Origin of the sequence: Streptomyces sp. NBC_01454 (genome assembly GCF_036227565.1) — a bacterium.
Taxonomy (GTDB): domain Bacteria; phylum Actinomycetota; class Actinomycetes; order Streptomycetales; family Streptomycetaceae; genus Streptomyces.
This window is the reverse complement of the sequence record NZ_CP109462.1, coordinates 269,560-288,925: the sequence shown is the minus strand read 5'-3', so window position 1 is coordinate 288,925 and position 19,366 is coordinate 269,560. Positions and strand designations below refer to the sequence as shown.

The 19,366-nt window shown below is 70.7% G+C and carries 20 protein-coding genes; all 20 read left to right on the top strand.

Annotation, left to right across the window (positions count from 1 at the left end):
• The first annotated feature begins 32 nt into the window (after nucleotides 1-32).
• A complete protein-coding gene (locus OIU81_RS41235) occupies nucleotides 33-932 on the top strand; it encodes an immunity 49 family protein (RefSeq protein ID WP_329332136.1) in 900 nt (299 codons plus the stop codon).
• Nucleotides 933-1,116: 184 nt separating this feature from the next.
• Nucleotides 1,117-2,826, top strand: coding sequence for a DUF4209 domain-containing protein (locus OIU81_RS41230; protein ID WP_329156123.1), 1,710 nt, complete (start codon nucleotides 1,117-1,119; stop codon nucleotides 2,824-2,826).
• A gap of 370 nt (nucleotides 2,827-3,196) precedes the next feature.
• Nucleotides 3,197-3,817 (top strand): NUDIX hydrolase, encoded by a 621-nt coding sequence (locus OIU81_RS41225; protein WP_329156122.1) that lies wholly within the window; start codon nucleotides 3,197-3,199, stop codon nucleotides 3,815-3,817.
• An 88-nt stretch (nucleotides 3,818-3,905) separates the two neighbouring features.
• Nucleotides 3,906-4,301: a hypothetical protein gene (locus tag OIU81_RS41220; protein ID WP_329156121.1), complete on the top strand. Its 396-nt coding sequence runs from the start codon at nucleotides 3,906-3,908 to the stop codon at nucleotides 4,299-4,301.
• Nucleotides 4,302-4,571: 270 nt separating this feature from the next.
• The gene (locus tag OIU81_RS41215) at nucleotides 4,572-5,090 is read left to right on the top strand and encodes a helix-turn-helix domain-containing protein (protein ID WP_329332133.1); all 519 of its coding nucleotides are present in this window, start codon (nucleotides 4,572-4,574) and stop codon (nucleotides 5,088-5,090) included.
• Nucleotides 5,091-5,179: 89 nt separating this feature from the next.
• Complete coding sequence (locus OIU81_RS41210; protein WP_329156118.1) at nucleotides 5,180-5,773, top strand: hypothetical protein; 594 nt, start codon at nucleotides 5,180-5,182, stop codon at nucleotides 5,771-5,773.
• Nucleotides 5,767-6,768: a hypothetical protein gene (locus OIU81_RS41205; protein ID WP_329156116.1), complete on the top strand. Its 1,002-nt coding sequence runs from the start codon at nucleotides 5,767-5,769 to the stop codon at nucleotides 6,766-6,768. The genes OIU81_RS41210 and OIU81_RS41205 overlap by 7 nt, the downstream gene beginning before the upstream one ends.
• A gap of 28 nt (nucleotides 6,769-6,796) precedes the next feature.
• Nucleotides 6,797-7,477 carry an SAF domain-containing protein gene (locus OIU81_RS41200; RefSeq protein WP_329156114.1) on the top strand — a complete coding sequence of 227 codons (681 nt, stop codon included), beginning with the start codon at nucleotides 6,797-6,799 and terminating at the stop codon, nucleotides 7,475-7,477.
• Nucleotide 7,478: 1 nt separating this feature from the next.
• On the top strand, nucleotides 7,479-8,342 hold the full coding sequence (locus tag OIU81_RS41195; protein ID WP_329156112.1) for a hypothetical protein: 864 nt from the start codon (nucleotides 7,479-7,481) through the stop codon (nucleotides 8,340-8,342).
• Nucleotides 8,329-9,867, top strand: a complete 1,539-nt coding sequence (locus OIU81_RS41190; protein ID WP_329156110.1) for a CpaF family protein — start codon at nucleotides 8,329-8,331, stop codon at nucleotides 9,865-9,867. Before OIU81_RS41195 ends, OIU81_RS41190 begins: the two co-directional genes overlap by 14 nt.
• A gap of 2 nt (nucleotides 9,868-9,869) precedes the next feature.
• Entirely contained in the window at nucleotides 9,870-10,769 is a 900-nt protein-coding gene (locus tag OIU81_RS41185) for a type II secretion system F family protein (RefSeq protein WP_329156109.1), read from the top strand.
• Nucleotides 10,766-11,665 (top strand): type II secretion system F family protein, encoded by a 900-nt coding sequence (locus tag OIU81_RS41180; RefSeq protein WP_329156107.1) that lies wholly within the window; start codon nucleotides 10,766-10,768, stop codon nucleotides 11,663-11,665. The genes OIU81_RS41185 and OIU81_RS41180 overlap by 4 nt, the downstream gene beginning before the upstream one ends.
• A 23-nt stretch (nucleotides 11,666-11,688) precedes the next feature.
• Nucleotides 11,689-11,916 (top strand): hypothetical protein, encoded by a 228-nt coding sequence (locus tag OIU81_RS41175; protein ID WP_329156105.1) that lies wholly within the window; start codon nucleotides 11,689-11,691, stop codon nucleotides 11,914-11,916.
• Nucleotides 11,916-12,320: a TadE/TadG family type IV pilus assembly protein gene (locus OIU81_RS41170; RefSeq protein ID WP_329156103.1), complete on the top strand. Its 405-nt coding sequence runs from the start codon at nucleotides 11,916-11,918 to the stop codon at nucleotides 12,318-12,320. The genes OIU81_RS41175 and OIU81_RS41170 overlap by 1 nt, the downstream gene beginning before the upstream one ends.
• Nucleotides 12,317-12,751 carry a TadE/TadG family type IV pilus assembly protein gene (locus tag OIU81_RS41165; protein WP_329156102.1) on the top strand — a complete coding sequence of 145 codons (435 nt, stop codon included), beginning with the start codon at nucleotides 12,317-12,319 and terminating at the stop codon, nucleotides 12,749-12,751. Before OIU81_RS41170 ends, OIU81_RS41165 begins: the two co-directional genes overlap by 4 nt.
• A complete protein-coding gene (locus OIU81_RS41160) occupies nucleotides 12,748-13,203 on the top strand; it encodes a pilus assembly protein TadG-related protein (RefSeq protein WP_329156100.1) in 456 nt (151 codons plus the stop codon). Before OIU81_RS41165 ends, OIU81_RS41160 begins: the two co-directional genes overlap by 4 nt.
• Nucleotides 13,204-13,211: 8 nt before the next feature.
• Entirely contained in the window at nucleotides 13,212-17,009 is a 3,798-nt protein-coding gene (locus tag OIU81_RS41155) for a LysM peptidoglycan-binding domain-containing protein (protein WP_329156099.1), read from the top strand.
• A 180-nt stretch (nucleotides 17,010-17,189) separates the two neighbouring features.
• On the top strand, nucleotides 17,190-17,831 hold the full coding sequence (locus OIU81_RS41150) for a hypothetical protein (protein WP_329156098.1): 642 nt from the start codon (nucleotides 17,190-17,192) through the stop codon (nucleotides 17,829-17,831).
• Nucleotides 17,828-18,223, top strand: a complete 396-nt coding sequence (locus OIU81_RS41145) for a hypothetical protein (protein ID WP_329156096.1) — start codon at nucleotides 17,828-17,830, stop codon at nucleotides 18,221-18,223. The genes OIU81_RS41150 and OIU81_RS41145 overlap by 4 nt, the downstream gene beginning before the upstream one ends.
• 56 nt (nucleotides 18,224-18,279) lie before the next feature.
• A complete protein-coding gene (locus tag OIU81_RS41140) occupies nucleotides 18,280-19,236 on the top strand; it encodes a hypothetical protein (RefSeq protein ID WP_329156094.1) in 957 nt (318 codons plus the stop codon).
• The last annotated feature ends 130 nt before the right edge of the window (nucleotides 19,237-19,366 follow it).

The following is a 19,366-nucleotide window of genomic DNA, read 5'->3' as shown; positions in this document are numbered from 1 at the left end:
TGTTGACGGGGAGGACGGCAGCTGTGCAGGAAGTGACGCGACACGAGGTCGGCGAGGACCGAACCGGTCAGGCCCTGGAGGACATCGACGGGCGGACCTTCGGCCGCTGGCACGGACTGCGCTACGACAGTCTGTCCATCAAGGAAATTCAGGCGATGGGTGACGAGCTCCTCGATTACGTCGGCGCCCTCACCCTCCAGGATCCCGCGCTGGAGAGCGTGCCGGGCCGACTGGCTCTGCGGACGGCGGCGGAGTGCGCGCTCGGTGTCCTAACACTTGGGACCTGCCCCAACGGGGACTTCGAGGTCTTCTTCCCCCTCATCGGTAGGGAGCTCAGCAGCGAAGATTTCGCCTTCGGCGACGCGGTGGACCAGGCGCCCACGGCGGGGACATGGGTGGATACCTTCGCGCTGAGCGTGATCACCGGACTGATCTGGGAACAGGAGCGGATGATCGGCCCTCTGCTGAAAGAGGACTACGCTCCGATGTTCCACTCCGGCCTGCCGTACTCGCCCCTGAACTCGGTCTCGGACCCGGCCGAACTGGCCGAGATGGACGCCCTCGGCTTCTACCTCCACCTGGTGGAGACGTCCCGGTCGCCCTGGGTCGCTCCTGGGGTGCCGCCCGTGCGCAAACCGGAGGCTGAGGAGCGCGCCACGGCCGCCGCGCGGCTCGATGAGGCGGGCACGCTGACCCCCGACCAGCGGCTGCTGCGCGTCCTCCTCGACGACGACCAGGCCACGTTCGAGCGGGCCCTGACCCGCCGTCTCCTGGAACACCGCGACAGGGCCGGTGCAGATCCCGCACCGAAGACGCTGCTACCGGTCGAAGCCGTCGCTCTGGCCGCCCTCGCCGTGCACGCACACGGCTGGGAGCTGAATGTTCGCTCCGGCTACCTGCCGGCGGGCCTGCTGCGTGCCCCGAGCCAGTAGGAGAGATCGCGCAGGAGTCCTGCTCGGCCACGGCAAGGACGGCGGCCTCGCTGAGCTCGGACGGCGGGGAGGCAGGTGACTCGGCGAAGGCGCCCCGGAAGCCGAGTAGAACCGGACCAGAGAAAATCGGTGGGGCCGGCCCGGAGCCCGTGCCGATACTGGCAACGACGGAAGTGAGGCTCCCATGCCGCAGGTCGAGCCGAGTGTTCTCGGCGCGCTCACGGAAGCGGCGAAGGACACCGTTTCCTATGAGGCCATGGCCATCGTGCTCGCAGCCGCGGACATCGGCACGAACACGGCCGTCGAGCAGCAGCGCGATGCGCTGCTCGCTGCGCTGCGGGTCCGGCTGTCTGGGACCGGGAAGACGCAGGACTTCACCGGGATGTTCTTCGGCGGCCCGCTCAGGTCGTGGTCTGTGAGCCTGGCCGAGGTCACCGCCGACCAGTTGGAGATCTGGAGCGCGTACGCCGATGCCGTGGGCGACCCGTTCCTCCGGGGTCGCCTTCATCATCTGCTGTTGGCCGCAGGACACGGCCGCAAGCCCGATCATGCCCGGGGCGCGGCCACCGGGTACCTGGACGCGGCACCGCGTCTGCTCGCCGCCCCCGAGCGTGTCCCCGGGCTGGTGCTCGCGACCGAGTGCCTGCGCTGGGCCGGAGAGCTCGCCCGGTCCTTCAACCAGACCGATCTGCAGAAGCGCGTCACTGAGGACGTGGTCGCCCTGATCGAACGGGTCCTGGCCGACCCCGAGGACGAGCCGGCGATCGTGGACAGCCTTCTGGAAGGACTGCGCGTTCAGCGCTACGACATCACGGACTTCGCGGAACGCGCCGCACGTCGCTATGCCGGCGATGTGCACGCCCATGTCGGTTTTCTCAAGCTGCTGCTGCGGGAGGTGGCGCCCGGGTCCCGCCGAACCGACATCGAGACCGCGATCGTCGAGGCCCTGCTCGATGCCGCCGACGCCGACATCAACGCTGGCCTCCGTCGCCACCTCCTGCTGACCCAGGCCGCGACCGAAGCACGGGATCGAGGTCTGTCCGAGCTGCGGGTGCGTGCCGAGATGGCCCTGCAGAACACCGATCCGGACTCCCTGGGATGGACCCGCCTCCGTCGCGGAATCGCTCCCCCGCGTGCACTGTTCAACGGCGCGCGGGCGCACATCGACGCCGCTGTAGACCTGCGAAGCGCCCTGTGGCGCACTGCGGTAGACGTCCATCCGGCGATGCGCGAGCACGCTGACGACGCCCGCTCACAGGAAGGCCTGCTGCGGATTCCGCGCACGCGCATCAACATCGCCGGACCTGTCCAGGTCGCCCCGCCCGTCGACGCCGACGACGACCATGCCGTCGAACTGCAGGTCCTCGCGTTGGACTTCCTCGGGCACCTCGCCGCCCACCAGCTCGACCGTATCCACGAGCGTTTCGTACCCGACGAGTCCGAGCTGATCTCCGCCCTGGCCCACGACAGCGTGCTGCCCGAGCCTCGCGCCCGAACCCTCGCCTACGCCTTCCGGTACTTCTGGCTGGGGGAGTTCGACGCGGCGGCGTGCGTCGCCCTGCCACAGGTTGAGCAGATCCTCCGACAGCTCCTGCGCCCCCGAGTCCCGATGGTGTCCGTGGCCAAAGGGCAGACACCCGGCACCGTGGACCAACTGGGCGGACTCATCCGCCGCATGCCGGCCGCCGGGTATCCCGCAGACTGGAGCCGCGCCCTGGAGCTTGTCCTCGTCGACCCCGACCGCGGCATGAACCTGCGCAACAACGTCTGCCACGGCTTGATCGACACCCCGCCCAGGCACCGCGTCGCGCTCATCCTCCAGGCAGCGCTGTACCTGCTCAGCCACGCCCACGGATATCGAACCCTCGCGCCCCTCGACCAGCCCGCCCCGTGAATCTCCAGTCAAGCTGAGCCAAAAGAGCCAGTGCGATGACCTTGGCGGATCAGGGGTGTGGTTCGGCGGAAGCCCTTGGCCAAGTTGTTCTCGTCTCCCTTGTCGGCTTGCTCAGTCCCGGTGCCGAGCGGGCGGGGCAGCCGGGTGCGTCGGTACCGAGCCGGAGGGCGCCGCCCTTGATTCGGTGCGGTCGGGGAACACCGGGTGCCGCCTTCGAGCTGGGCCGGAGTCCGGCTGGCCCGTGTCCAGGTACCCGGCCGGCGGCCGCCCCCTGGGCGCCGCGCGCGGGAAAAAGTTCCGCCAGGTATGTCACACGCCGCCTGATCTCGGCACCTCTATAGGCGTTGAAGATCCCCCGAAGGAGGCCAAAGTGACCACAGTGACCGGGCCCAGGTCCGCACAGCCCGTCGACGTTCCGGCGCCCATACGACGTGTCCGGGAGGTCGCTGTCTTCCGCAACCGCTTCGGCACCCTGTTCAACGACGACGTGGTCGCGCCGTCGGGCGCCGCCGGCCAGTACCTGCGGTGGCAGTGGAATCAGGAGGGCGTCGTCGTCGTTCCGGTCGGCCCGGAGGGGTACGCCCTCGTGCCCGCCTACCGTTACCCCGTCCATGCCGCGTCTCTCGAGTTCCCGCGGGGCGGAGTCGAGGGCGACGAGGAACTCGCTGCAGCCGCCTCTCGCGAGCTGCGCGAGGAGACAGGCCTGATCTGCCAGGCGCCGCGCCGGCTCGGCCTCATTCATGCCGACACCGGGATCATCGCCTCCTCGATCCATGTCTTCGTCGCGCCGGTGGACACGACGGCGGCGCAGTCAGCCCGGCCGGAGGCCATGGAGTCCGTCAGCGAGCCCGTCTGGATCGCACCTGAGGAGATGCCCCGGTGGCTGGCCGATGGCCGGATCGCCTGCGGCGTGACGCTGGCGGCGCTCGCCCTGGTCCAGTCCCGGTACCCCACGCTGCCCGCGGGCTACCCCGAGGCCATCGCCGTATAGGTGCCGTCCTGACCGGTCCGCTCACCCACGCCCACGTCCCTGGCTCCTGGCAGGGGGCGGGCACCCACCCACCGTCCGAGGGATTCACATGAAGCCATTTTCTGAGGTCGTCGTCTCCGCAGCGCGGGGCCGGGTCGCACGCGTGCGCCGACTGCTGTGGCGCGGGGCCGGCGCAGGAGGGCCGTCCGCCGAGATGACCACGGCGCGCGCCGTCGGGCGGGCCATGCTCTTCACTCTGCTCGCCGTCAGCCTCGTCGGCACGCTGATGACGACGATCTACCTGCCGGCGCCGTGGGGTCGCCTGGTGGTGCTGCCCGCCGCGCTCGGCGCCTTCTGCGCGGGTGTCGCCGCGTGCCTCTACGCGTTCCTCGCCTCGTTCGCCGTCGTCGAGGCGGCACACCGGCGTGCCGCGGCGGCCGGTTCCGCGGTGAAGCGGCACGCGGCGCGCCGCGGGGAGGCCCGGACGTCGGCAGCTCCGAAGTGACGTCCGCACGATTCAGGGGCTGTTGCCGGCCTGCAAATACTCAATGAAACAAAACGGAGAAAGCATCACAAAACGATCTTGACGGGTTTGGGGTCCGGTGTCAGATTCGGGGTGATCACCGCTCAGATTCACGGCAGGGCGGTGGTGGTTGAAGGCTGTGCTGTTGCGTGCGGAGGGGGTGTCACATGCGTTCAAATGCGTCCGTGTCGGCCGCGGTGATGGGGAGCGCGAGGGCTCCCGGAGCCGTGTTCGCGCGGGAAGGACGTGACGGTGGCCGGTCGTGGGGTGACCGACTTTGCTCCGGCCTCACTGCTGAGCGAACGGACAGGTGCGAATCTGTCGAGGGAGAGGCTGGCGCAGGCCGCATCCCGGCACGAGCCCTGCCTGAGCGCGGCGCACATCAGCTTGTACGAACTCGGACGCCGCACTCCGCAGTTGAGCACGGTGGCGGCGCTGGCGAGAGCGCTCGGTGTCGAGGTCCGCGTGCTGCTCGTCCCGGTCGACACTGCGGATCTGGCTCGCCTCCGGGTGGAGGCCGGCCTCAGGCAGGGCGACCTCGCACGGATCCTGGGACTGCCGCAGGCCCGTTGGTCCAGAACCGAGCGGGGGCTCGCCGCCGCGGAGGCCCGGGTCCTTCGGCAGGCCGCCGAAGCACTCCGCAAGCCGTACGAGGTGGTGGCCCGGTCGGCGGTCCATACGCGGCGTACCGCTCTCTCGGCGCCTCCCGGACGGGGCCGGCGGCGGGAAATGACCATGCCGGTACGCAGGTTGACCACGTACGCTCCTTAGCTCGCACGCGCCTGACTGGGTAGGCCCGGACTGCAGCCGGGTGTGCCGGACGGTGCACCGTCACGACCACGATTGAGGGGGATATGCCCATGGCACTGTCCGTCAAGGTAACCGTTCCGAAGATCACCAAGACCGGCGCGAGCGCGGTGGCAGTGAGTCTGAGCGCCGTCGTGCTCATGGCCGGCTGCGGAGGCGGGGGCGACTCGGCCGCGAAGAAGCCGTCCGCTCCCGCGACCACCAGCGCATCACCGTCTGCCGGCCCGGAGCAGGTCGCCCGGGAGCAGGTGCTGGCGGCCTACCACGGCATGTGGAAGGAACAGGTCAAGATCTACGGAAGCGGCTCGTTCAAGGGCTCCGAGCTGGAGAAGTACGCCGCCGACAAGGCCTTGGCGAAGGTCCGGGCGGCCGCCTTCTACTACCAGAACAACGACCTGGTGGTGAAGGGCGAGCCGAAGCTGAAGGACAACCCGACGGTCACGCTGTCGTTGGGCGGCGAGTCGAAGAGCGCCACGATCGTCGACTGCGTCGACAGCAGCACCTTCGTCCCCGAGAACCGCAAGACGGGCAAGAAGTCCCAGCTCGACGGTGACAACCGGCGCAAGGTGCAGACGTCCAAGGCCCAGTTCGGCAGCGGCCGGTGGATGATCACCGATTCCACGATAGACAAGGGGTCAACATGCTGAGCCTGCGCGGCCGCGGGGCTCTCCTCGCGGCCGCGGCCGTGGCCGTTCCTCTTCACCTGGGTCTCTCCGCCGCTCCGGCCGCCGCCAGCGGTGGCGGCAAGCCCGGCGGGGGCGTCACGTGCCCCGAGCTCGTCCCCGACTGTGACATCAACGCGGGCGGTGGCGGGGGTGGCGACAACGGCGAGAAGCCGAAGCCCGGCGGGAAGCCGGACGGCGGGGGCGGGGGCGGCTCCGCGAAGTGCTACATCGAGTGGGACAACATCGGCGAAGTCCCCTGCTACGACGCGGACATGGGCTGGTTCAACCCGGCCGGCCAGTGCTACTGGGAGATCCTTGAGCCGCAGCCGGCCAAGGACGCCGCCGACTGGGAATGGGGCACCGCGGCACCCGCCACCGACGCCGAGCGCGCCAAGGGCAAGGTCTACAACGTGACCTGCCCCGGCGCAGGCCGTGAACTCATGGGCGGCTCAACCTGGAGCCTGAACCCGCCGCCGGGCTTCGGCGGCGGCCCGACGGCCGAGGAGCTCGCGCAGGAAGCGATCAAGAAGATGCGGCTCCTGGGCGCCGACATCGGCAGCGCCCCCAAGGCGGGCAAGACCGGCCTGGTCGGCATGCCGGTGTGGATCTGGAACAACAAGGCCCCTCGAACCTGGGGCCCGGTGACCGCCAGCGCGTCCGCACCGGGGATCACCGTCACCGCGACCGCCAACGTGAAGAAGATCGCGTACACGATGGGCGACGGCGGCTCCGAGGTGTGCACCACCGCGGGCACGCCGTACGAGAAACGTTTCGGCGGGCAGCCCAGTCCCGACTGCGGCTACCGCTACACCAAGACATCCAACTCCCTGCCCGGCAAGGCGTTCACCGTCACGGCCGTCACGACCTGGACCGTCCACTGGACCGGTGGCGGCCAGGAGGGCGACATCACCACCACGCGGGAGGCCGAGCCCGCCCAGATCACCATCGGCGAGGCCCAGGCCGTCGCCAAGCCCTGATGCTCCCGCACCGCGAAGGAAGCCGTTCATGACCACCGCACCCAGCCCCTCAGCCCCTGACACCGCGCACCCGGCCCCGGCTCCGCAGCCGCTGGTGCGCCAGCCTGTTGTCCGCCGGCGCAGGTCCAGCTGGATCGCGCTGGGCACGGCCGTGATCTGCGTGTGCGGAGCAGCAGGCGGCTGGCTGTACACGGTGACCAGTCACCGTGAGCCGGTCATCGCGGTCGCCCGGGACGTGCCCATGGGCGCCGAGTTGAAGGCCGAGGACCTCATCGAGGCGCAGATCGCCACCGATCCGGCTCTCAAGCCGGTTCCGGCCGGGGACCTGAAGAAGCTGATCGGCAAGCGCACCACGGTGGGCCTGTCCCGCGGCAGCCTGCTGACCCGTTCGTCGGTCACCGACGAGCCTCTGGTCAAGGCCGGCGAGCAGCTCGTGGGGGTCTCGCTCACGCCCGCCCGGCTGCCGGCGACCCGGCTGACCCCCGGGCAGAAGGTCAAGGTGATCCACACGCCCAAGGAGTCGGCGACCGGGTCCGACGACAACACGGCCGGGCAGACGCTGCAGGCCACGGTCATCGAGGTCGGCGGGCCGGACAACTCCGGCGACCGCGTGGTCGACCTCGCCGTCACTCAGCTCGACGGAACCCGGCTGGCCACGTGGGCCGCGTCCGGCGATGTCTCCCTGGTGATCGTTCCGGCGGAGGGCTGAGATGGCTGTCATCGCGTTCTGCGGCGCCAGCGGCGGTCCCGGCGCCACCACCACCGCGCTCGCGGCCCTGCTGACGTGGCCGCTGGCCGGCGGACGGCGGGTCGTGCTGGCCGAGTGCGACCCCGACGGCGGGTCGGTGGCCGCCGGCTACCTCGAGTCGAGGGTCTTCGGCGACCGCGGCCTGCACCACCTGCAGATCGCCGACCGGCGCGGCCACCTCGAAGAGGTGTTCTGGCAGCAGCTGTTGAACCTGTCCGAACCGGAGGCCGACGCCAACCGGCTGCTGCTCCCCGGACTGATCAGCCCCGCCCAGGCGGCCGGCCTGCACCAGACCTGGCCCCGGCTCAGCCAGCTGTTCAGCGACCTCGAACAGCGCGAGAGCGGCTACGACATCCTCGTCGACCTCGGCCGCTCCGGGGCCGCGGGCGCGGCCAGCGCCCTGGCCCGCAGCGCGGATCTGACCGCCGTCGTCGTCCGCGGCACGCTGCGGGCCGCCCACGCGGCCAAACCGCGGGTGGAAGCCCTGCGTGCCGCGCTGCAGATGCACGGACGTGACAGCAGCCGCATCGGGCTCGTCGTGGTCGGAGAAGGCCCGTTCCGCCCCCGCGATCTCGCCGAGGAACTCCAGCTGCCGATCTTCGCGGAGCTGCCCTTCGACGAGAAGACCGCCCGCGTCCTCACCCACGGCGGCGATGGCGGCCGGGGCTTCGGCGGTACGCCGCTGATGCGCAAGGCCGCGGAGATGTCCCGCACCCTCCAGACCCTCGCTGTACAGGAGCAACTGCGGCTGAATGCCCCGGCGGAGCACCGCCCCACCACCCTGTTGCGCCGTCTGAAGACGGGAGCCGCTCATGACGCGAGGTAGGCCGCTCTTCCCCGGGCCCGACTCTTCCGGCCCGGGGAAGTTCCAGCCCCTTCCACCGGCCGCCGCACCGCGCGCCGAGGGTTCCGGCAGCCCTGCCCCCGGCACGGCGGCGCTGCCGGGCGCGCCCTCGGCCGCCGGCCGCGCGGCCCTGTGGGAGTGGGGCACCGTGCGCGCCCTGCGCGACGAGCTCAGCTCGCTGATGGCGCCGGAGTACCAGGCATACAAGGAGTCGGCCGGCAAGGAGATGACGGCCGAGGAGGCCGAGCAGCGCGGCTGGGAGATCATCCAGGACCTCGTGGCCCGCTGGGCGGCCGATTTCTCCGCATCTCGGCAGATCTCTCCGACCTCCGCCGATGAGACCGGCCTGGCGCAGGCCGTCTTCGACCTGCAGTTCGCGCACGGCCGTCTCCAGCCCTACCTGGACGACGACCAGGTCGAGAACATCCTGATCAACGGCTGCGACAACGTGTGGGTGGATTACGCGAGCCAGCCCAACCGCAGGGTCGCGCCGATCGCCGAGTCCGACGAGGAACTCGTCGAGCTGCTGCAGATGCTCGCCCGGCGCCACGGTGCTGGTGAGCGGAGCCTGTCCAAGGCCTCTCCCACCCTGGCCCTGCGGCTGTCGGACACCTCGCGTCTGCAGGCCATGATCGAGGTCACGCCCCGTCCGTACGTCGTGATCCGCAAGCAGCGGGTGCGCGACGCCAGCCTGGAAAAGCTCGTGGAGTTCGGCACCATCGACGCGAGCCTGATGCACTTCCTCAAGGCTGCGATGGCCGCCCGCAAGAACATCATGATCAGCGGCACGCAGGGCGTGGGGAAGACCACCATGCTCATCGCGCTCGCCCGGGAGATCGACCCCCAGGAGCGGGTCGGCACCCTGGAAACCGAATTCGAACTCTTCCTCCACGAGGTCGGGCACCTGGAGCAGGTCGTGCCCATGGAGGCCCGCGAGGGCAACGGCGAGCGGGTCGACGGACGGGATGCCGGCGAGATCGAGCTCGCCGACCTGATCGCGCCGTCGCTTCGCATGATGCTGCGCCGCATGATCGTCGGCGAGGTCCGGTCGCGGGAGATCGTGCCGATGCTGCAGGCCATGAGCGCCGGCGAGGGCGGCTCGATGTGCACCATCCACGTCAAGCGCGCCGACGCGGTGTTCGCCCGCATCGCCCAGCTGTGCATCCAGCACGGCGGCGGCATGACGCAGGAACTCGCCTACCTCACCTCTGGCATGGCGCTCGACTTCGTCGTGCACATCCACATGGACGACCGCACCGAACACGGCGGGACCAAGGAGCGGTTCGTCCACCAGGTCCTGGAAGTCACCGGCGAGTTCAGCGAGTTGAGCGGAGCCCCGGCGTTCAACCGGATCTTCACCCCCGGCCCCGACGGCCGGGCCGTGCCCACGGGCACCCAGCCCGCTTGCCTCGACGACCTGCTCCGCGCCGGCTTCAACCCGGAGTGGCTGTCCACGTACCAGAACGTCGGGACCTGGATGTCCCGCCCGAGCGGCAAGGTGGCCTGACCATGGGGATGCTGATCGCCGGATTCGTCACGGCGGGCATGGTGGCTGGCCTGCTGCTGGTCTTCGCCGGATTCCGCGGCTCCGCCGCCCCGGCCTCCGCCCGCCCGGTGAAAGTCCGCCAGGCCCGGCCGCCCAGGGCCCGCCGCATGCTGCGCCTGCAGATCGGCGGCGCGGCCGCGGGCGCCATGCTGATCTGGGCCGTCACCGGGTGGCTGCCCTCCGCGCTGCTCATGGCCCTCACCGTCTTCTTCCTGCCGTGGCTGCTGAACCCCAACAAGAGCGCGACCGAGCAGATCGAGCGCCTCGAAGCGCTCGCCCAGTGGACCAAGCGCCTGTCCGACCTGGTGAAGACCGGCATCGGGATCGAGGACGCGATCGCCACCTCGGTGCGTACCGCGCCCAAGCCGATCGAGCGGGAGGTCGCCGACCTTGCCGTGCGGCTGCACTCGCGGATGGAGCCGCGCGAGGCCCTGACCGCGTTCGCCAGGGCCCTGGGCGACCCGCGGGCCGACCTGGTCGCCGCCGCGCTCCTCCTGCGCATCCGCGACCGCGGCCCCGGCCTTGCCGACGTCCTGTCCGACCTGGGCAACCGCACCAAGGACATCGTCCGGCGCCGCCGCGACACCGAGGCCTACCGGGCCAAGCACCGCACCACGGTCCGCTGGATCTGTGCCATCACCGTCGTCGTCGTCATCGCCACCTCCTTCAACAAGGAGCAGGTCGAGCCGTACGGAACACCCCTGGGGATGATCGTCATGCTGGTCCTGATGGCCGCCGTGGTCGCCTTGTTCTGGTGGATGAACCGGCTCGGCGCCACCGTCACGCTGCCCGGCTTCATGGGCAACAGCGCTCCCGCCTCACCCGCGGCCAAGCCGGCCGAGCAGATGGAGGGGGTCCGATGACACCGCTCGCTCTGGCCCTGCTCATCGGTGCCGGCATGGGCGCCGGCCTGTTCCTGCTCGTGCGCGAGCTCTTCCCCTCCGGGCCCGCCCTGGGCCCCGCCCTGGAGCGCCTGCACGGCACCGCCGCCGCTCCCCGGTCCCACAAGACCGACGACGAACCCCCTGCCCTGACGCGCGCCGGGGACGCGGTCGCCGAGCGCGTGCGCCACTGGCCGGGCATCACCATCCCGGTCAAGAACCTGAACCTGGTCGGCGAATCGGTCGGGGAGCTGTTCGGGGCGAAGCTGCTGCACTTCGCCGTCGGGCTGCTGCTGCCCTCCCTGTTCACGCTGATCGTCGCGATGGCCGGCGTCCAGTTCCCGATCGTCCTGTCCGGTCTCGTCGGCCTGCTGGCCGGCGCGGGGATGTGGTTCGTGCCCGACGCCCAGCTCGCCAAGCGCGCCGCCCGCGCCCGCGCCGAGGCCACGCAGGCGGTCATGGCGTACGCCGAACTCGCCGCGATGGAGCGGGTCTCCAGCGCCGGCGCCCAGGACACCCTGGAACGGCCCGCCGAGGTCGGCAGCGGCTGGGTCTTCCAGCGCATCCAGGCCGCCCTGCTGCGTGCCCGCCTCGACCGTGCCCCCGCCTGGGAGGCACTGCGCCAGATCTCCGACGAACTCGACGTGCCGGCCGCCGCCGACATCGCCGACATCGTCAGCAGCGCCGGCACCGACGGCGCCGCCATCTACGCCACGCTGCGCAGCCGCGCCGAAAGCCTCGCCGACGAACAGGCCGCCGATGACCAGGCCCGCGCCAACGCCGCCTCCGAAAGCCTCGTAGTGCCCGTGACCCTGCTGTCCATGGTGCTGCTCGTGTTCTTCGGGTTCCCGGCCGTGGCGCGCATCTTCTCCGTCTGAACAGCACCCAAGGGAGCACCACCGTGAACGACCTGAACCTGCGCATAGCCGCCACCGCCCACGCCGCCGTGCTCCGACTGACCGCGCTCGTCCACGGCCACCTGGACACACTGCGCGAGGAGGACGACCGGGGCGACAACAACATCTCGATGATCATGTGGATCGTGGGGGTCGTGGCCTTCGCCGCCATCGCCATCGCCGCGTTCAAGGTCCTGGGCCAGAACAAGCTCGATGGCATGAAGGGCCTGTGATGCGCTGCCCCGACTGGGCCCGCCGCCTGGGAAGACGGCTGCGCGAGGACGACGGAGACGCGTCGCTGGAGATGCTGATGTGCTTTCCCGCCGCCCTCCTGCTCGTCTTCCTGGTGGTGGACGCCTGCAACATCTACTTCGCCAAGACCGCGGCGACCACCGCCGCCCGCGAGGCGATCGCCGGCGCCCGCGGTTACGGCAGCACCCCCGGCGAGGGCGTCCAGCGGGCCGACGCGGTCTTCGACCGCGTCGGCTCCACGTTGCTCGCCCCCCGGGTGAGCGCCCACAGCAGCGCCGAACGCATCGAGTACACCGTGACCGGCAAGGCCCAGTCCGTGCTCGGCCTGAACATCACCGTGACCGAGCACGCCAGCGGCCCGGTGGAAAGGTGGTCCAACCCGTGACCCTGCCCGCGCGCTGGAACCCGGACGACGACGAGGGCCGCATCGCGGTCGAGTTCGTCATGTGGGTGCCGGCCGTCCTGCTGTTCTTCGCGCTGGCCATGGTCGCCGGGCGCGTCATCACCGCGAGCAACGCGGTCGACGCCGCGGCCGCCGACGCCGCCCGCGAGGCCTCCCTCGCACGCACCGCAAACGAGGCCTACCCGCGAGCCAAGGCGGCGGCCCAGTCGGCGTTCGACGACAGCAAACTGCACTGCGCGAGCACGTCGGTCACCGTGGACACCTCCGGCTTCTCCGCACCGCTGGGCCAGTACGGGGCGGTCACCGCGCGCGTCCGCTGCACCGTCTCGCTCGCCGACCTGGGCGCCGGGTTCGGATCCAAGACCGTCGAGTCGTCCTTCACCTCCGTCATCGACAGGTACCGGCAGCGATGAACCCACTGACGCGTCTTCGCACGCTCCTCACCCCGCTGCGCGACGACCGCGGCTCCCTGTCCCTGTGGTGGATCCTCATGGTGATCCCCTTGCTGATCATGCTCGGGATCACCTACGACCTGGGCGGCAAGCTCCGCGACATCGAGCACGCCGACGCGATCGCCGCCGAAGCCGCCCGGGCCGGCGCGCAGGCCATCGACCCCGCGCAGGCCGTACCGGGCGACGCCGTCGTCCTCGATCCGGCCCAGGCCGCGGCCGAGGCCCGCCGCTACCTGACGGCCGCCGGAGTGGACGGCACCGTCACCGTCGACGGCAACGGCACCACCATCACCGTCGACGTCACCACCCGGCGCCCCACCGTCTTCCTGCAGGTCATCGGCCAGCCCTCGCTGGACGTCGAAGGCCACGCCTCCGCCGAGCTGCTCCACGGCGTCGGCGCTCCTGAGGAGTGAATCCCGCCATGACACCCCGCCGCTCCCGCCGCCCCGCCGTCAACCTCCTGCGCGGCTTGGCCAGCCTCCTGATCCTGCTCGCGCTGCTGGCCGGGCTGCCCGCACTGCTGTGGTTCCTCACCGGCGTGCTGCTGCCCCACGGGGTCTCCCTGGACGAGGTCACCACGCTGCTGACCTCCCGTAACCTCGGCGCACCGTTCTTCGCCGTCGTCATGGCCGGCGGATGGATCGGCTGGGCCGTCTTCGCCGTGTGCACCGTGCTGGAGATCCCCGCCCAGCTGCGCGGCCGGCCGAGCCTGTCCATGCCGTCGATGGGCGTCCAGCGTCTGGCCGCCACCCTCGTCGGCGGGGTACTGCTCCTGCTGCCCGCCGGCACCGCCATGGCCGCCCCCTCCCACGCGGCCCCCGCGCACGCCCCCACCCACGTCTCCGCGGCCGCGGCGCCGCAGGCCGCACCCGCCAGCGCACCCCGCTCCGCGCCCGCGGCGGCGACCACCACCCACTACACCGTCCAGCCCCGCGACAGCCTTAGCAAGATCGCGCAGCAGGAACTCGGCGACGCCGCGCGCTGGACAGAGATCGCCCAGGCCAACGACGGGCACACCATGACCGACGGCACGAAGTTCTCCGCCCGCGGCGTCCTCCAGCCGGGCTGGAAACTGTCCATGCCCAAGGACTGGAAGCAGCAGGACCAGACTGCGGAGCCCTCCGGCGCCCGCCACAGCGAGCACACGGTGCGCTCCGGCGAGAACCTGTCGACGATCGCCGAAGACGAACTCGGCGACGCCGGCGACTACATGGACATCGCCCGCCTCAACCAGGGCAAGAAGCAGGACGACGGCCGCACATTCACTGACCCGGACGAGATCTACCCCGGGTGGAAGCTCGTCCTGCCCGGCGCCGCCTCCGCGCCTTCCCAGGACAAGCCCGCCGACGAGCACCCCAGCGCCGATCAGGACTCCTCCACGGGCAAGGACACCGGTGAGAAGGAGACGTCGCCCACCGCTCCGCCCCAGAAGCCCGACACCCCTGACCGTGATGCCGCCGGCTCCGACACCAACCGGGACCCCATGCCCTCTGCCTCCGAGCCGTCCGCGCCCGCCACCCCCGCGCCCGAACGCTCCTCCCCGGCGGCCCCCGACCAGCACACGCCTGCGGCCGAGACCGCCGGCGAGGACGACGGCCCGAGCGTCGCCGTCACCGCGGCCGCGGTCACGAGCCTGTTCGCGGCGGCCGTACTGGCCGTGCTCGGCGCGCGCCGCGCCCACCAGCAGCGCCGCCGTCGCCACAAGCGGCGTATCCCGATGCCCGACGAGAACACGGCCAGCGCCGACCTCGAGCAGGAGATGCGCAACAACGCCTCTGCCGACGGACTCGACCTGCTGCACCAGGCCCTGCGTGCCCTGGCGGCCAACTGCGCCCGCACCGGCCGGCCTCTGCCCGAGATCGAAGCGGCCCGGCTCGATGCGCGTGGACTCGAAGTTCACCTCTCGGCACCGGCCCCGGCCCTCGCCCCCTTCACCGAGAGCGAGTCCAACCCGGCGGTGTGGTGGTGCCCCGGCCGCGGCGCGGCACTGCTGTCCTCCGACGAGGCCCGCGACACCAACGCCCCCTACCCGGCCCTGGTCAGCATCGGCGAGACACCCGACGGCGACCCTGTCCTGATCAACCTCGAGACCATCGGCCTGCTCCAGCTGCACGGCAGCACGCAGGACGTGACCGCGGTCATGCTCGGGATGGCGGTGGAACTCGCCTCCTCCGCGCTCACCGACGACACCTCCCTGCAGCTGTCCGGCCTCGGCGCCGAACTCCAGGACGTCTTCCCCGCCCGTGTCCAGCATCATCCGGCGCTCAGCTCCGCCCTGGACGAAGTGCGCGCGCACGACGCCCTCCAGCGCGGCGCCCTGGACGCAGCCGGCGCCGACAGCCTCCTTGCCGCACGCCTTGGCGCCGACGGCGGCGACACCTGGATCCCCCAGGTCCTCATGTGCCCGAACGTGCCGACCGAACAGCACGCCGAGGACCTGGCCGACCTGCTCTCCTCCCGGCCCCGCACCGCGCTCGCCGTGATCACCGCCGCCGACGGGGCTCTCCAGCTGCCGGGCACCTGGCTCGTGCCCGCCGCACCCGGCGCCGAAGTCGAACTCCCGGGCCTAGACCTGACCGTCACGTTGCAGCGCCTGGAGGCCGAGGCGTACGCGCCGCTGCTGGACCTGCTGTCGACGGCCAACCGCACCGACGACGTCCCCGCACCGCCGTGGACCGCGGAACCCGACGCCGCATCTCACCTCGACCTCTGGGACGACGACGGCTCGGCGCTCGCCCCGCAGGCAACCGGCAGCCAGCCGGCACCCGTCCAGGTCCACGTCACCACGACGTCCGCGAGCGACTCCGCCGTGGCTCTCCCCGACTTCAGCGCTCTCGCCCCGGCAACAACCGGCACCGCGCCCGAAGCCGGACTGGAGGCCCACCCGGAATCGGACTTCGACAGTGGTCTGTCGCCGGAAGCCGCCGGATACGGCCCGCAGGACGGGCCCGAATTCCCGGTGGAACAGTCCCCGGAGGCCGAACTGCCGCCGACGGACACGCCGGTCGACGATGAAGACCCAGCCTCCACGGCGTACCCGCCGTACACCGACGGGCCGGAGCCGTGGGCGCCGGACGAGGACAGCGCCCTGAGCCCTGCCGTCAGCAACGCCCCTTCCGTCCCCGCAGACCTCGACGAGCCGGCCGCCCCTCACGATCCTGACAACGGATCCACGGCGGACTTCGACGACGTCTTCGCCGAAGTTCTCAGCGAGCAGCGCGACCGTTCCCCGTTCGATGTGCCTGAAGACCTCGGCGCCGACGATGACAGCCCGGTCGGTCCGGCACCCGACGCCGGCGCCGACGGCCTCGCCGACGACACGGACGCCGGCCCCGAGCCGGCATCCGAGGCCGCCCCGAAGGTGCAGGCACCCGAGCCGCTCCTCGCCCGGGTCACCGCCGTCACCTCCAGCGTTCTCGCGGCCCTGAACACACCGCCCGACCCGCCGGCCGCTCCGCAGATCCGCGTCCTGGGCCCGGTCGACGTGGTCGGTGCCCTGGGCCGCGTCGAGTCCAACCGCCGCAACTCCCTCACCGAGATCGCGGCGTGGCTGGTGCTGCACCCCGGCCGCAACCGCCACGAGCTCGACGAAGCGGTCTGGCCCGGCCAGCGCGTGTACGCAGGCACCCGCAACACCGCCATCAGCAAGCTGCGGACCTGGCTCGGGCGCGACCCGCGCCTGGCCGCAGACGCCCCCGACAGCTCCTACCTGCCGCCCATCAACAACGGCGTCTACGCCTTCAACCAGGACGTCACCGCCGACTGGCACCAGTTCAAAGACCTCTACCTCAGGGGCATGCACCACCAGGGCGAGGACGCCGACACCGCCCTCGCCCACGCCCTCGCCCTGGTCCGCGGCCGCCCTTTCGCCGACATCGACCAGAGCCGCTACGTATGGGCCGAACACGACATCCAGGAGATGATCTCCGCCACCGTCGACGTCGCCCACGAACTCGCCGCACGCCGGATGGCTGTCCGTGACTTCCGGGCCGCGGCGAACGCCGCATCCGTCGGACTCACCTGCGACATCCAGGCCGAACTGCTCTACCGCGACCTCTTCCAGATCTACAGCGCGACCGGCGACCGGGCCGGACTCGAGCGCACCGCCCACCAGCTCAACAGGATCTCCACCGAGACCGGGCTCGACAGCTCGCCCGAGACCGTGGCCCTCCTCAACACGCTGCTGGCCGCCAACTCGCTGGGGGCCGCAAGTGCGTGAGAAACGACCTACTCACCAGGCTGCGAGAGCACGGACCAGCTTCAGAAAAGAGGCCTGTTGATCGCCTCTTGTACGTTGGTCCTCGCCGTGATCTCGGCGGTCACAGCCCGCATCTGGCTACTACCTCGGCTGTTCTGAGCGGCCCGCCCGCCTTGTCCGCGCCCCGAGTAGGAGAGACCTGTGCCCCCTGGTGCTGCGCCGCTCGCCGCAGAGGCCGCCTGGCTCGTCCTCGCCGGCCTCGCCGTCGAACGGACCATGCTGCTCGCAGCCGCAGCACAGCGGCGTCCTTACCTGGTTGTTCAACCCCGGTCGATGCTGGGCTGGATGATGGTCCTGGGCGGCGCGCTCGTGCTCTACAGCGTGCTGCTGATGACCGGGCTGATACCGCAGGCCGACTCACCGCTCGTACGGATCGTGATGCAGCCGCTGTGGCTGGCCGGAGTGGTTCTCGCCGTCCGCCGAGGCCGGCTCAGCCAGCAACGCGCGTGGGCCGACCGGATGCTCACCGACTTCCTCTCTCCCCTGATGACCCAGTTCACCGCGCTGCACCGGCGTACCGCCGGCGCCGACGATCGCGCGGCCCTGCTCGTCCAGGCACGAGAAGCCCTGCGTCGCCGCCGCGGCCGAGACGCCCTCAAGGCGCTCGACGAGCTGCTCGCCGCCATGGCCCCGGACCAGCGCAGCCACGAGGAATGGTCCGAACTGCGGCGCCGCACAACCCACATGCGTGCTGTGTTCGGGATCGGGCCGGCGAATGACGACACGACATCCGAGCATCCGAGTCACGACGGCCTTGGAACCGGGAAAGGTGGAGAAGGTTGAACCTGCGTCTGTGGCCAGCCGCGAAGCGTTCCGCCGTTGCCTTGGAGGAGGGACAGCGCATCCTCATCGGGCCGGTCACTCTCGGGAAGGCAAACCTGCCGCCCGACTCCGACGTTCGGCTGTTCGTCAATCAGCTGAAGCGAGCCCTCCACACGATCGAGTGCCGAGAGCTGGGTTCGGCAGCGACCGAAGTGCGGTTCGGCCCGTTCGCGGACACATATGAAGGACACCGTGTCCTGTGGATCGAGGCGGACCGGCTCCTCGCCCAGTACCCAGCGCATGAAGAGCTCCATGAGCTGCTCCGAGCCGTTCGTGAGCGCGGGCCGGCGGTGAATGTCACCCTGAGCTATCCACAAAGGGGAGCCCCGAATGACCGCCGGGCGCCACGATGACCGCCCAAAAGGCCACGGACTGCCACACGCCGAGGGCGCGTCGTTACCCTCGGGGCATGAGTCATCAACCGCCGCCCCAGCCTGGTGGGAGGCCTGAAGCCTGGACTGCCACCGACCGCTTCTCCCCGGAGCAGGCGAACGCGCTCGCGCAGAAAGTCGAGATCGCCCAGAGCGCACGGAGTGCGTACATCGCCGCGCACGTCGTCTCAGACGCGACCGCTGAGCAGCAGATCCGGCAACTCCTCGCGCGTATCCTCCAGACCGGCAGGCTCGCCCTTAAACAGTCGGGGTGCCGTGCCCGCAGTCACAAGGCCGACGGTGAGGGAGATGACTCGTACACCTTCATCCTGGACCGCGGGTGCCGACGAGTCATCAAGTACTCCGGACCGCCAACCTCCTGGTTCGACAAGGAGATCCACGTCCCGGTCGGTGACCTGCTCGCGATGTTGGACGAACGACGCCGCAAGGAACTCGAAGCCGAGCGCCGAAAGGAACACCAGCGAGAGGCGCAGGAGCAGCGGCAGGAGGCGCACGAGCAGCGCATGCGCACGCAACGCGCGGAGGCGGAGGCCCGTCGTGCCGCGGCGATCCCCGCACCAGCCTGGCCCCTGCTTCCCGCTGGTCAGGCATACGACGAGAATGGTCAGTCCGTTCCTCTGCCGACCCCCCGGCGCCCCATCAGGGACGAGAGCACCATCCGTCGCGTTGGCCGCCGCTCCTACGTCCTGTGTCACGCAGACGCCCTCAACTCGCCATTTTTCCGGAACGTTGCTCCGGAAAAGCGACACGAGGCGATCCGCAAGGTCGTCGACAAGCTGCTGCGGGCCCCGACCAAAGGTCAGGTGGTCCTCGGCCCGGAGTGCATCACCGTCACCGGGCAGAAGGTGACCTTCACGCTGACGCCTGACTGTGCCATGGTCCGCAGCCTCAACCCACCGCGGCCGGGCAACAATGAGCCGGCCAGCTATCGAGCTGACCGTTGGAAGATGCCCCGGTCCAAGGAGAGGGAGTGACCATGACTCGATGCGATGTTTGCCCAGCGGGGACTCTCCGATGGCGAGCGTCGTGGGGGTCGAGGAGTCTCTCATTCTGGCGCGGGACAGCGGACTCACTCGCCTGGTGAAGCCGCCGAGGATCCGGCTC